The 13,665-nt window shown below is 36.3% G+C and carries 15 protein-coding genes and 1 riboswitch; of the genes, 11 read left to right on the forward strand and 4 right to left on the reverse strand.

Annotated features, from left to right (window positions below; all coding sequences use genetic code 11):
- Positions 1-24: 24 nt before the first annotated feature.
- From argH to I6F44_RS02240, 6 genes are all read left to right on the forward strand, one after another.
- On the forward strand, positions 25-1,890 hold the full coding sequence (gene argH, locus I6F44_RS02220) for an argininosuccinate lyase (RefSeq protein ID WP_197173220.1): 1,866 nt from the start codon (positions 25-27) through the stop codon (positions 1,888-1,890).
- Between the two features lie 265 nt (positions 1,891-2,155).
- Positions 2,156-2,356, forward strand: coding sequence for a hypothetical protein (locus I6F44_RS02225; RefSeq protein WP_024609001.1), 201 nt, complete (start codon positions 2,156-2,158; stop codon positions 2,354-2,356).
- A 16-nt stretch (positions 2,357-2,372) separates the two neighbouring features.
- On the forward strand, positions 2,373-2,906 hold the full coding sequence (locus tag I6F44_RS19775; RefSeq protein ID WP_024609002.1) for a hypothetical protein: 534 nt from the start codon (positions 2,373-2,375) through the stop codon (positions 2,904-2,906).
- A gap of 456 nt (positions 2,907-3,362) precedes the next feature.
- A complete protein-coding gene (locus I6F44_RS02230; protein WP_197173221.1) occupies positions 3,363-3,878 on the forward strand; it encodes a hypothetical protein in 516 nt (171 codons plus the stop codon).
- Positions 3,871-4,383, forward strand: coding sequence for a hypothetical protein (locus I6F44_RS02235; RefSeq protein ID WP_197173222.1), 513 nt, complete (start codon positions 3,871-3,873; stop codon positions 4,381-4,383). Before I6F44_RS02230 ends, I6F44_RS02235 begins: the two co-directional genes overlap by 8 nt.
- Positions 4,384-4,487: 104 nt before the next feature.
- Positions 4,488-4,994 carry a hypothetical protein gene (locus I6F44_RS02240; RefSeq protein WP_165727580.1) on the forward strand — a complete coding sequence of 169 codons (507 nt, stop codon included), beginning with the start codon at positions 4,488-4,490 and terminating at the stop codon, positions 4,992-4,994.
- Positions 4,995-5,029: 35 nt separating this feature from the next.
- Here the strand turns inward: I6F44_RS02240 and coaD are convergent, their stop codons facing one another.
- Positions 5,030-5,521 (reverse strand): pantetheine-phosphate adenylyltransferase, encoded by a 492-nt coding sequence (gene coaD, locus I6F44_RS02245; RefSeq protein ID WP_197160415.1) that lies wholly within the window; start codon positions 5,519-5,521, stop codon positions 5,030-5,032.
- 198 nt (positions 5,522-5,719) lie between these two features.
- Between coaD and I6F44_RS02250 the strand changes: the two genes are divergently transcribed.
- Together I6F44_RS02250 and thiI are read left to right on the forward strand one after the other, a co-directional pair.
- The gene (locus tag I6F44_RS02250) at positions 5,720-6,373 is read left to right on the forward strand and encodes a TetR/AcrR family transcriptional regulator (protein ID WP_007581663.1); all 654 of its coding nucleotides are present in this window, start codon (positions 5,720-5,722) and stop codon (positions 6,371-6,373) included.
- Between the two features lie 97 nt (positions 6,374-6,470).
- Positions 6,471-7,928: a tRNA uracil 4-sulfurtransferase ThiI gene (gene thiI / locus I6F44_RS02255; protein ID WP_197173223.1), complete on the forward strand. Its 1,458-nt coding sequence runs from the start codon at positions 6,471-6,473 to the stop codon at positions 7,926-7,928.
- A 40-nt stretch (positions 7,929-7,968) separates the two neighbouring features.
- Here thiI and I6F44_RS02260 read toward each other — a convergent pair whose 3' ends face one another.
- Together I6F44_RS02260 and I6F44_RS02265 are read right to left on the reverse strand one after the other, a co-directional pair.
- The gene (locus I6F44_RS02260; protein ID WP_197118673.1) at positions 7,969-8,871 is read right to left on the reverse strand and encodes a ketopantoate reductase family protein; all 903 of its coding nucleotides are present in this window, start codon (positions 8,869-8,871) and stop codon (positions 7,969-7,971) included.
- A complete protein-coding gene (locus tag I6F44_RS02265) occupies positions 8,864-9,217 on the reverse strand; it encodes a VanZ family protein (RefSeq protein ID WP_007581666.1) in 354 nt (117 codons plus the stop codon). Before I6F44_RS02265 ends, I6F44_RS02260 begins: the two co-directional genes overlap by 8 nt.
- Positions 9,218-9,369: 152 nt before the next feature.
- On the opposite strand from I6F44_RS02265, the gene I6F44_RS02270 reads away from it, so the two are divergent.
- From I6F44_RS02270 to I6F44_RS02280, 3 genes are all read left to right on the forward strand, one after another.
- Complete coding sequence (locus tag I6F44_RS02270) at positions 9,370-9,852, forward strand: YajQ family cyclic di-GMP-binding protein (protein ID WP_007377833.1); 483 nt, start codon at positions 9,370-9,372, stop codon at positions 9,850-9,852.
- A gap of 201 nt (positions 9,853-10,053) precedes the next feature.
- Complete coding sequence (locus I6F44_RS02275) at positions 10,054-10,839, forward strand: ABC transporter substrate-binding protein (protein ID WP_197173224.1); 786 nt, start codon at positions 10,054-10,056, stop codon at positions 10,837-10,839.
- Positions 10,840-10,902: 63 nt separating this feature from the next.
- Positions 10,903-11,086: riboswitch (cobalamin riboswitch) on the forward strand.
- A 37-nt stretch (positions 11,087-11,123) separates the two neighbouring features.
- Positions 11,124-12,953: a TonB-dependent receptor domain-containing protein gene (locus I6F44_RS02280; protein ID WP_024609009.1), complete on the forward strand. Its 1,830-nt coding sequence runs from the start codon at positions 11,124-11,126 to the stop codon at positions 12,951-12,953.
- 90 nt (positions 12,954-13,043) lie between these two features.
- Here I6F44_RS02280 and msrA read toward each other — a convergent pair whose 3' ends face one another.
- Positions 13,044-13,580, reverse strand: a complete 537-nt coding sequence (gene msrA, locus I6F44_RS02285) for a peptide-methionine (S)-S-oxide reductase MsrA (protein ID WP_007581669.1) — start codon at positions 13,578-13,580, stop codon at positions 13,044-13,046.
- Positions 13,581-13,665 lie beyond the last annotated feature (85 nt).

Consider the following 13,665-nt stretch of genomic DNA (forward strand, 5'->3'; position numbering starts at 1 on the left):
CACTACAGGGTTTGGAGAGATTTCATGGCATTATGGGGCGGACGTTTTTCTACGGGTCCAGATGAGGCGTTTAAGCAATTTAACGACTCTCTTCCCTTTGACTACCAGTTAGCAGAGCAAGATATTATTGGCTCTGTGGCATGGGCTGGTGCACTTGAACAGGTAAGTGTACTTTCAAGTGACGAGCACACAAGATTAGTGGGTGCATTAAATGAGCTGCTTGAAGAAGTTAAAGCAGATCCACAAGCGGTAGCTACTTCAGGTGCAGAGGATATTCATTCACATGTTGAAGCAGCTCTAATTGAAAAAGTAGGTGATTTAGCTAAAAAATTACATACAGGCCGAAGCCGTAATGACCAAGTTGCCACCGACTTTAGATTATGGTGCCGTGATACGGCTGACCATTTACTAGATGCTATTGCACAGCTTAAAGGCGAGTTTGTAGCGCTTGCAGAGCGAGAGCTTGGCACAATATTACCAGGTTACACGCACTTACAGCGCGCACAACCAGTATTGTTTAGCCACTGGTGTATGGCGTATGTAGAGATGCTAGAGCGTGATGAAAGCCGCCTGCAAGATGCTAAAGCGCGCATGAATTTTTGCCCATTAGGCAGTGGTGCATTAGCAGGTACAGCTTATCCGATTGATCGCCAAGCATTAGCGCATGGACTAGGTTTTACAGCGGCTACAAAAAATAGTCTTGATGGCGTATCTGATCGTGATTTTGTTTTAGATCTTTTAAGTTGTGCGTCTATTTCGATGATTCACTTATCTCGTATGTCAGAGGATCTGATTTTTTATAATTCGGGTGAAGCCGGATTTATAGATCTTGCTGATAACGTAACATCAGGCTCATCGCTCATGCCTCAGAAAAAAAATCCTGATGCACTCGAGCTTATTCGCGGTAAAACCGGGCGTGTATTTGGTGCATTTAGCGCTATGATGATGACGTTAAAAGCGCTGCCACTTGCATACAATAAAGATATGCAAGAAGACAAAGAAGGCCTGTTCGACGCTATGCCAACATGGCTTGCATGTATTCATATGGCGCAAGCATGTATTAAAGGCGTTAAAGTAAACGGTGATAAGACACTTGCTGCAGCAAAAGGAGGGCATGCAAACGCCACCGAACTTGCTGATTACTTAGTTGCTAAAGGTGTGCCATTTAGAGAAGGGCATCACATTGTAGGTGTACTTGTACAGCTTGCGATTAGCGAAGGTAAAACGCTTGAAGAGCTATCGCTTGAGCAGTACAAATCAGTAAACACTGTATTTGAAGACGATGTTTACCCAGTACTTGAAATTGATGCGTGTATAAAAGCACGTAAAGCCCTTGGTGGGACGTCTATTGAACAAGTAACGAATGCTGTTAAAGAAGCCAAAAAAAAACAGCAAATAACGGTACGTGATGCAAATTTAGATGATGTAGAAGCAATTGCCACGCTTATACAGCATTGGGCAACGGTAGGTGAAAATCTGCCTCGTGCAAAAAGTGATATGGTGCACTCTATTAACGAGTTTGCAGTAACAGAAATAAATGGAAAAGTGTCGGGCTGTGCGTCGTTATACATTTACGATACCGGCCTTGCTGAAATACGCTCATTGGGTATAGACCCAAAAAGTAAAGTGTCGGGGCAGGGTAGACAGCTTGTAGATCATCTACTTACTAAAGCCAAAAAATTGGCACTTAACCGAGTTATTGTATTAACACGCGTACCAGATTTTTTTGAACAACAACGTTTTACTTTTTGTAGCAAAGACTCTTTGCCTGAAAAAGTAATGAAAGATTGTGAACTTTGCCTTCGTAAAGAAAATTGTGACGAAGTAGCAATGGAATATATTTTGAAGCTAAGTACACGTGCGGAGATCCCGTGTAAATACGTAGCTTAAACTCCCTGGATACAAAAAACGTACGGTTATCCCTGTGCGTTTTTTTATGTTTATAGTAAACTGGTCGGAGCTGTTTGGTTTGATTATATAAGTATGTTTTGAGTAAGTTTTAAGGTGTCAAAAAAAGTTGGCACATTGGTTGCTTTGTATAAGGTAGATAGCAAAATAGCTATCACTACTTTAAACAGGTGATGCATTTATCTACATAATAATGTGGTTAAAAGTTGCACCAAATATAATTAAAACTTTTACAAGGATCAATCACATGCAAGTTTCAGCTAATAGCCAAGTACAAATGCAAGCATACAACAAAACACAACAATTAAAGCCTGCAATGGAACAAACTGCTAGCCCTAAAACCCTGCAATCTGATACAGTAAGCTTCTCTCAAGAAGCTATTTCTGCAGCAAGCAGTGATAATCTACAGCGTGGTGGGGTTATACTTGATACAAGTAAACCAAAATAAATATTGAAGGTCCTGAATGTTTCTAACTGAGTTTTTTGGTTTTTTTTCGTTATCAGCTTTTGCTTCATGGGGCTTTTTGATGGCGTTCTTTTTTAATGTTTTTGTTTTTTCATTAGATATAAAAAGAAATACAACCTTATTGCTCAGTTCTTTCATTATGATGCTTTCATATACCGCATCAGATTATTTTTTTACATGGTTATCAATAGAAAACTCTCTTTACCTTGATTGGGCTCTTTATGATTATGCTACTGTAATAGCCTTACTATCAGTTTATCTACTATTAAAAAAAACAACTCCTTCATTTATGTATATATTAATAGGTCTTATAGTTAATTCATTATTGAGTTTGTGTATGTACCTAGATATGTATGTTAACAATAACAGAGAACCTTGGTTTTTATGGGACTTGTATACATTTTCAGTCAATATAATCGATCTTATAATGATTGTTATTTTGATTGTAGATAGAGACTTACTTGGTCTTCATAAATTAAAAAACAAACTCCTTAATTACTTCAAGTCAAACGATACCCACAAAGTAACTTAGCTTAAATGTACATTACTGAACCCCTAATGGTTTATGTACAAGCCTTCACTCAGTGGGGCTTTTTAATGGCCTTCATGTATTGTTTGGCCTCTACGATAAATAAAGAAAATAAGTCTCCTGTTTATTTATCTGCGCTTATGCTCTGCTCATATGTTTCTAGTGGTTATATAGACTTATTAGAAGGTTTATATTTAAACTCGGTGCTCTACGATTTTATTACAATTTTAGCTTTGTTAATTTTAGAGTACTTTAAAGTACTTCACCGCTCTATAGCTTTTCACTTCATCATCTTTGCGTTAATAATAAATGCTGTGCTCACCTTAATATTGCATTACGATCTATACGTTTTATATAACTATGAGCCTTGGTGGTATTGGAGTGTTTATTCTGTTGGCGTTAATATGTTCGATGTTTTAATGATTCTTTCACTAGTATTCAATAAAAATCTCAAAAATAATGGATAATATTCTAGTTAATCCAGCAATTTCTTTTTACATAGGTGCATTTGTACAGTGGGGCTTTTTAATGGCTTTTTTGTACTCATTAGTTGTAAGTATTAACACACCTAAAAAAGAAGCTGTATGGTTATCATTTGTTATGTCAATTTCTTACTCCTCAAGCCTGTTTATCGATATACAGCACATATCGTACCGTCAGCTCTTTTTGTTTGATATAGCAACTATTTTAGCCATTATTATTTTAAGGTTTTTCATTATTGAAAATCTTATATCGATCTACTTGTTGTTAGGGTTGACTATAAACTCATCATTATTTCTTGGTATGTATATAGATGTGTCAGTTTTTAATAATTACGAACCTTGGTGGTTTTGGTTTTTTTATTCAATTGTTGTTAATCTGGCCGACTTTATGATGGTAGCTATATTTTTTATAAACAAAGATTTTTTAGCTTTAGCCGCAATTAAAAAATGGTTCCACAATAGTATTATGAAAAGGAATAATAGTAGTGGCTGACATACTTTGGGCTCTGGTAGATTTAGGATATAACGTAGCAATACTATTTACATGGTTCTTCCTAATCGCATTTTTATATAACCTATCAGCGAGTATTAATAAAAATGATAAAAGTAGAACGCATCTTTCATTTATAATGATGGTCTCATATATATCTAGTCTTTTTATGGATCCACTTATTGAAAATCCTCACCTAAATTACTTCTATTATGATCTTGCTACTATTAGCGCCCTGATACTTTGGCGATTTATATATAAAAAATTAGTACCAATTTCTTTCTCCTATTTAATTGTAGGCCTTTTTATTAATGCATGTTTATTTTTAGGTATGCACTACGATATTGAAATTGCAGGTACTCTTTACTATTGGTGGTTTTGGACTGTTTATATTTTTGGAATGTATTTTGTCGACTTTACAATGGCATTGGTATTAATCATCAATAAGGATATTTTAGGCTTAAACAAGCTTTTAAGATGTGTTAGAAAGTTAAGTTTAGATCGCTGAGGCAGTAAAGCTCAACTTAAAAGAAGAGTGATTTTGTGCCTTTATTTGATGTTGCCGTAATATGTAAAGCGGTATAATAATTTTTTATCTAGTGTTGGAGTAAGATGGTTGAGCTACTTTTAAATACAAATATCTCGTTTTATATAGGTGTTTTTGTACAGTGGGGCTTTTTGATGGCTTTTTTATATTCTTTAGTAAGCTCTATAAATAGCGCAGATAAAAGCATTGTTTGGCTATCTTTCATCATGGCACTTTCTTACTCTTCTAGTATGTTTATTGATATGGACGCAATAACTTACTTCGATTTTTTCTTATTCGATATTATTACTCTATTTGTTATTATTTTATCTGGTTTTTTTATAAAGATTAGCAGCATATACATTTATTTATTATTTGGTTTAGGTATAAACACCTTACTATTTTTTGCAATGTATATAGATAATGATGTTATGCACCATTATGATTTTTGGTGGTTCTGGTGGGTGTACATAGTAGGTATAAATTTTACAGATTTGACCATGGTTTTAGTTTTCTTTATAGGTAAAGATGTTTTAAAACTTACTTGGTTAGAAGGAAAGCTAAATAAAGTGTTTAATAAAAGGGCCTATTAGTAATGGATTTCAGTGCTAACAGGCCTTATTTATTATTAACTGGCACCACAGCCCAATTTAGTTTTTAGAGCTTTAACAATTACAGGGTCTACAAACTCGCTTACATCACCATTGTGGCGAGCTACTTCTTTAACGAGTGTTGATGAAATAAATGAATTTCGCTCTGCGGGTGTTAAAAATACACTTTCTAAGTCGGGGTTCAGGCGGCGGTTCATGTTAGCTAATTGAAATTCATAGTCAAAATCAGATACCGCTCTAATACCGCGAATAAGCACATTAGCATTGTGATCGCGCGCAAGGTCAGCCAATAAACCAGAAAAACCAATTACCTTAACATTATCTATGTGGCTTAAAATAGTATTTGCAAGCTCAACACGTTCTTCAAGGTTAAAGCAGGGTTTTTTACTTGGGTTATTAGCAACCGCAACTAATACAGTATCAAACATTTTAGCTGCACGTTGAATAAGGTCTGTGTGCCCATTAGTTAGTGGATCAAAGGTGCCAGGGTAAATTGCAATAACTTTCATAATGTTCACTATTTATTATTTTAGCGCTAGTTTAACAGTGTTTATGCCACAAAGCAGCCTAGCTAAAAAAGCATATAAACACTTACTTTCTTTAAACAGGTCAGTCCATGGTGGGAGTGTTTTAATGATTCATATTTGTTTATACTGTTTACCTCTTTTGAGTGTAATGTAGCCTATAGATAATTTGAGTATTAGCATATGAATACCAAGGATAAAATAATACACACCAGTATTTTGTTGTTTAACGAAAATGGTGAGCGTGCAATAACGACAAATCATATTGCATCAAACTTAGGGATGAGCCCGGGTAATCTTTATTATCATTTTAAAAATAAAGAAGACATTATCCGTCATATTTTTGCGCTGTATCGCGATCATTTAAATACTCACTTTAAACCTATTAATAAAGATGATGATGCATTTAATCATTTAACGGCTTACCTAGATTCGTTATTTGAGCTGATGTGGCGCTATCATTTTTTTTACGATAATCTCGGGGATATTCTCTCTAGAGATGCTGATTTAAAACAAGCTTATATTGATTTTCAGTTAGAGTTGTTAGAGCAAGTTCGTAAAATTATTTTAGGACTTCGCGACAGTGAAATGATTGCTATTGATGAGCAAGATGTCATTGATTTAGCACATACACTAAAGTTAACGGTTAGTTTTTGGACGCCTTATATTAAAGCCCGTAGGCCAAGTGGTACGCTTGCTGAGCAAGATATATATCATGGCATTTTAAAAGTACTTACATTATTTAGAGCGTACAGTACCGATAAAAGCATTGATAAAATGAACCTGCTACGTGAAAAATATACTGAATTAGCGCAACAAGCCCCAACAGTAGTTTAATCGATAGTAATAGGCTGTTTCCTAGGCGCTGAATTTTTTGCTATAATCCCGCGCCAAATGCCTGGGAGCGCGAATTCCCGCAGTCTAAGAGTGAACTATGCTTAAATTTATCGTCAAACTACATCCTGAAATAGCCATTAAAAGCCGTTCAGTCCGTAAACGCTTTACTAAAGTGTTAGAAAATAACATTAAAATTGTATTGCGCCGTGTTGACGAAAAAGTACAAGTAAGAAATAACTGGGATAACATTTCAGTTGTTACAAAACTTGAAGACGCGCAAGTTCGCCTTGATTTTATCGATAGCCTTAAACGCATCCCTGGCATTGTTCAATTTATTGAAGTAACCGAAACACAATTCGAAACTCTTGATGATATTTATCAAAAAACCATCGCTTTAGTTGGTCATACTATTGTAGGTAAAACCTTTTGTGTTCGTGCTAAGCGCATAGGGCAACACGATTTTACCTCAACTGATTTAGAGCGTTATGTTGGTGGTGGATTAAATCAACATATCGAAGGCGCAAGCGTAAAGCTTAGCCGCCCAGAAGTAACAATACGCCTAGAAGTAAAAGACGATAAAGCTTACATTGTTTCTCATACGCATTTTGGTATGGCTGGTTTTCCTCTGCCAACTCAAGAAGACGTGCTTTCGCTTATGTCTGGTGGTTTTGACTCTGGCGTAGCAAGTTACCAAATGATTCGTAAAGGCGCACGCACACACTTTTTATTCTTTAATCTAGGTGGCGCAGCGCACGAAATTGGCGTTAAGCAAGCAAGCTACTACTTATGGAAAAAATACAGCTCTACACATAAAGTTAAATTTGTAACGGTTGATTTTGAACCTGTTGTTGCTGAAATTTTAGAAAACGTTGAAAACAGCCAAATGGGTGTTGTACTTAAACGTATGATGATGCGCGCGGGTAGTGTAGTTGCGCAAAAGTTAAACATTCAGGCACTTGTTACTGGCGAAAGTATTGGCCAAGTATCTAGTCAAACATTAGCGAATTTAAGCGTGATTGACCGTGTTACTGAAACGCTTATTTTACGCCCGCTTATTCAACACGATAAGCAAGAAATTATTAATATTGCTCGCCAAATTGGTACGGCTGAAATGGCAGAAACAATGCCTGAATACTGTGGTGTTATTTCTAAAAAGCCAACGGTTAAAGCCAAAATAGACGTTATTCTTGGTGAAGAAGAAAAGTTCGACTTTGATGTACTTGATACCGTTGTAAATAACGCACGTATAATGGACGTGCGTGATATTGACGTTGAAGCCAAACAAGAACTTAAAGAAGCTGAATCGGTTGCTGATTTACCTGTAGGCTCTGTGGTAGTTGATATTCGCTCACCAGAGGAAGAAGAAGCTGCACCGCTTGCAATCGACGGTGTTGAAGTGGTTTATTTACCGTTCTTCCGTCTGGCGACTAAGTTTGGTGATTTACCAAAAGACACCGACTACTATTTATATTGTGATAGAGGCGTAATGAGCCAACTACAGGCACTTATGCTGCACGAACAAGGCTTTGAAACGGTAAAAGTTTACCGCCCATAAGGTTTGTCGTCTTAAAGTTAAGAATTTATATAAGCGTGGTTTATACCACGCTTTTTTTTGCCTGAATTTTGACAAACAACTCATCGTTGTAAGGTGTAGGAATACCGTGAAGTTTGCCTTGTTGGCTAATATAGCCACATATAGCTGATATTTCAGTTTCTCTGCAATGCGCGACGTCTTGCTGCATTGAAGAGTAATTGTCAGACGTTAATTCCATTATTTTATAAGCGGTATTAAGTGCTTTAATCAATGGGATATTAAGCCCTTGTACCTTTGCTATATTGCATGCTTCAGTGAGTGCATTAAAAATTATAGCATTGTACTTAGGTGCGCGTAACTCACCATTTTTTACATTACTTAAAGCGCTTAATGGGTTAATGGCAATATTTACGAGTAGTTTTTCAAAACGAAGCTGCTGAATGTTATTAGTAAACTTTAGGCTGGGTATTACTTTAAAAATATCAGCTATTGGCGCGCTATTTTGAAAAGCTAATTCATTACAAGCACCAATAACACTTTGTCCCTCACCAGTGTGCTGCACAATGTATTGGTTTGATTTAAAGCCCGCTATGCTCGTCGTTAAAAAGTAGAGTGCTTGGTGAGTGCTTAGCTGGCTATTTACCTCATCAACATTACCCATTCCGTTATGCGAAAGTACAACAGAGCAATGACTTGGTAGAAGAGGCTTTATTTGCGTAAATGCATCAAGTACTTGAAAGGCTTTAACGGTAAATAAAACAACATCAAATTCAGCCGCTTTATTTAGCTGATTTAATGCAATAAATTGTGCGTCAATTTTTTTAGATGCACCCTTACCTCGACTATAAAAGCGGGTATTTGTTGGGCTTTTGCGAGTTAAAACACTGACATTATGCGACGCACTTAGAAAATGACTAAGTAACAAGCCAATAGCACCATCGCCGACAATTAAAATATTAGCCATATGGGTTCTTTTTTCGAGGTGTAAAAATTACTCTAAGTAAAAAGTAGCTTGCGGCACCTGCAAAATCAGCAAAAAAATCACCGAGTGATGCTTGCCTATATGGAAGTGCGTCTTGCATTATTTCTATAGAGGCGCCATAACCTGCCAATAAAAGTATTTGCGCATATAAAGGAAGCTTAAACGCTTTATCCATTATTATGGCTAGTATAAAAAAAATCCCAAAATGGGCCACTTTATCAACATGAGGAAATAAATTTACAACGCCACCTTTTATTTCTTTGGCAAATAAAAAGGTAAAAGCTACTATGCTGATTAAAAAAATTGCTTGATAAACACGCCTTGTCACGACAAATCCTAAAATCGCTTAAAAAAGAGGCGCAAGTATATCAAACTAATTTAATATCGCACCTGAACAAGATGCAGAAAAATGTAAAGATTTATAATTTTAGCGTTATAATTGCCACATAAAATTAAGATTAAATAGTTAGGAGCAAACCAATGCCTTCATTTGATATTGTATCTGAAGTAGAAATGAACGAAGCTAAAAACGCAGTTGATAATGCAAATCGTGAGCTAGAGACTCGCTTTGACTTTAGAGGCGTTGATGCATCTATTGAGCTAAATGACAAAACAATTAAGCTTAAAGCTGAAGCAGACTCTCAGGTTATGCAATTATTTGATATTTTAGCTAACAAAATATCTAAGCGTGGTATGGATGTATCAAGCTTAGAGCTTCAAGATATTACCCGTGCAGGTAAAAATGTATTTCGTAACGTTGGCTTAAAGCAAGGTATCGAAAAGGACATGGCTAAAAAAGTAGTTAAAGCCATTAAAGACTCTAAAGTTAAAGTTCAAGCTGCTATTCAAGGCGAAGAAGTACGTGTAACGGGTAAAAAACGTGACGATCTTCAAGAGGCTATGCAAGTAGTGCGCAGTGCTGAGCTAGGTCAGCCTTTTCAGTTTAAAAATTTCCGCGATTAATCAATAAATAGTTTTAAATTAAGCATGCTTTAATCTGTTTATACTTACAGACAGATTGAAGCTACTTACTCATTTTAAATATCTCACTATTATCCCTCTTTGCTGCCTAGATACTCCCGTATGTATTAATCTCCTTTTTGATATTTAAGCTATTATATTTAATCACATGCAATTAAGTACTTCACACTAGAAGGTATTAAAATGAAACTTCATCAATTATTTTTGTTATTTGTTTTGCTTACATTTACCAAACCAAGCTTATCAAAAACAGTTGATATTGATGTACTGGTTGAAGATGGCTACTTTCCCATTATTATTAATGCGCAAAAAAAGCAGGGTTTTGCTCCTGAGTTTATTAAGATTTTAAACGGAGCACAGCAGGAGTTTAACTTCGTACTTAAGTCTCTACCTGTAAAAAGGCTTGCTTTGTCAGTTGAAAAAAATAATTTTGATGTTTTATTTTTAATGGCACTGCAATGGATCCCACAATCAGCGCAAGAAAACATTAAAAAAACCGAATTTTATACCATTACCAAAAATGAGCTTTATACGCTTAAAGAAAATACAAATGAGCAAGCTTATTTTGACGACATTACGTCATTAACAAAGGTTGGGGTATTGGGGTACTCGTATCAATTTGCTGGATTTAATACAGATGCCGAATTTTTAAGTGAGGCACATCAAGTAAGTTTAACCATTGATGAATTCAATGTGGTTAAAATGCTGCTATTAAAGCGCGCGGAAGTAGGCGTTTTAAATAATATTGCTTACCAATATTTTAAAAATCAAAATACTTTTAATATGGATTTACTCTATAAAAGTAACGTACCAGATGCCGTTTATAAAACGCACTTTTTAGTTAACTCTAAATCAAATAAGATCACTAGTAATAAAATGGATGAAATAATCAGCTTACCTACTGCACAAATACAACTTCAGAAGCTACTTGATAAATATGGAGTTTCTTCAAACTATACTAACCCCTAACTGCATTTTAAAGGGTTTTAGCTGTATAGACGTCCATTGACATTTGTAAACAAAATACTCACAATAGCGACATATTTTCAAGGTGCTTGCTAGCCACTTCATGTAATGATTTTTTTAGCAGGATAATCGGGAAGTTGGTGCGTTTTCATGATGACTACAAGCCCAACACTGCCCCCGCAACGGTAAAGTATTGCATATTTTGATGTGCTTACTGAGTCCGGAGACCGGCCTTGATGCAATCTTACTTACTTAAATCTTTGCGGTGGGCAAAGGTAGGGGACATCATGTTAAACAAAACAACTTTAGGCGTTGCTATTTCTGCTGCGCTTTCATTTTCTGTGTCTGGCGCAGAGCAATCAATTGAAAAAATAACCGTTACAGCTAATAAATTTGAGCAATCAATCAATGACGTTTTAGCAAGTGTAAATGTTATTGAGCGTGCAGAAATAGAAGCAAGCAACGTACGCGATTTACCAACCTTATTAAGCACGCGAGTTGGTTTTCAGGTTAATCCAAACGGTGGTTTTGGCCAAAATACAGGTGTGTCACTTCGTGGTACTGGCTCTGGCGATACGCTAATTTTGATTGACGGTGTACGTACAGGCTCAGCAACACTTGGTCAAAAAGCATTAAATAATGTCCCTTTAAATAGTATTGAACGCATTGAAATTATTAAGGGCTCTCGCGCGGCTGTTTATGGCTCTGATGCACTCGCTGGTGTTATTAATATTATTACGCGTGAGTCGGATAACTTATCCCTAAGCGCTACATTTGGTTCTGACTCTTATCAAAATTATCAAGTTGCAGGCTCTGTAAAATCAGATGATATAACAACAGCATTTAACGCAGGCTTTGAAAAAACAGATAACTTTGATGCACTGCAAGGCGTAGCACCAGATGAAGATGGCTATGAAAATAAAAACCTTGGTTTTAAAATAAACTACACCGATGCACATTACGGCGACTTTAAGTTTTTAGGCCAATACAGTGAAGGCTATGCAGATTACGACAGTCGCTTTAGTCCAGCGACAAGTACTATAGAAACAGGTGATTTTAAAAACTATCAGCTTTCTGCAGGTTGGAGTAAAAACTACACTAACCAATCGCACAGTATTGATATTGCTATTTCAACAGATGATTCTCACGATACCTCAGCATTTGGTGTAAATGATTTTATAACTAAACGTGTGCAATTTGATTATAACGGTCAATATATACTATCTGAAGAGCTTAATATTAGCGGTGGTGTTAACTGGTACAACGATGATGTATCGCACAGTTCAACGCAGTATGATATGCAAGAGCGTGATGTATTAGCTGTATTTGTTGGGGCTTATTACAATGCTGAAAAAGTGTTAGCTAATTTAACAATTCGCCAAGACGATGATGAACAGTTTGGTGATGAAACAACATATACAGCCGCTGCGGGTTATCATTTATCTGAAGACGCCACGTTCCGCATAAGCCAAAGCACTGGCTTTAAAGCACCTACATTTAACGATTTATACTTTCCGGCTTTTCCTGGTTTTCCACCTTCATCTAATCCTGATTTAGAGCCTGAGAAATCATTAAATCAAGAGATTGGGTTAAATGTAGATTTTGATATAGCAAGTATTGACGTTGCTATTTTTAGAAATGATATTGAAGATAAGATATCTTTAGATTCTAACTTTTTTCCTATCAACTTGAATGAAGCACGCTACGAAGGGGTTGAATTTAGCTTATCTCAGCAGTTTTTTGGTTTTGATAGCAACCTTAATTTTGCTTACTTAAGCGCTGAAGACGAAGAAACGGGCGCAGAGTTGCGTAATGTTGCTAAACGTACTTTTAACTGGGAACTTGCAAAACAGTTTGGTGCTTTTGACGCAAGCTTAGACATGCAATACCGTAGCGACCGACAAGGTGCTGTGACGCGTTTAGGATCATACACGCTTTGGAACTTAGCGGGTAATTATCAAGTAAATGAACATATTGAAGTTTCGCTTCGTGTAGAAAACTTATTTGATAAAGAATATAACGCTGTTGATTCAAACACTGATTTTACAACGGGTGAAGTGTATTACTACAACACGCCAGAGCGTCGCTTTTTTGCAGGTGCAAGCTACCAGTTTTAACTGTATTTATTAATATTAAAAAGCCCGACTTATGTCGGGCTTTTTAATGTGTAGCTAAGTTTAACTAATCAATTTAACTACTCAAATTAGCTAGTCAGCTAAGAACTCTTTAAATACGGTTTCAAACTTATGTAATTTAGGTGCTATTAAAATACTACAGTAGCCCTGCTGTGGGTTTTCGTTATAGTAATCTTGATGATAATGCTCTGCTGGATAATACGTAGTGGCAGGGCTGACTTCTGTCACAATTGGCTCACTCACATGGCTTTGCAGTTGAGCTATCATTTCATTGGTTTGCTTTAGTTGAGCTTCATCGTGATAGTAAACAACGCTTCTATACTGTGTGCCTATATCGTTACCTTGGCGATTCAATTGTGTTGCATCATGCAAAGTGAAAAACATTGCTAAAAGTGTTTCAAAGCTAACTACATTGGTATCAAATTCAATTTTAACAACCTCAGCGTGCCCGGTTGTGCCAGAGCATACAGAATTATAGGTTGGGGTGTCGGTTTCGCCACCGGTATAGCCAGAACTCACATCTAATACGCCATTTACACGTCTAAATGCTGCATCTATACACCAAAAACAGCCGCCACCAAATGTTGCTACTTGCGTTGTTGAGCTCATAAGTATTCCTAAAATGTATATGGAGTTTAAAGGCGAGCATAAATTGTATGCGCCGCAACAACAAGGTTACGGCGCAATAAAGAGA

Source organism: Pseudoalteromonas sp. NZS11_1 (genome assembly GCF_015864275.1).
GTDB classification, from domain to species: Bacteria; Pseudomonadota; Gammaproteobacteria; order Enterobacterales; family Alteromonadaceae; genus Pseudoalteromonas; species Pseudoalteromonas arctica.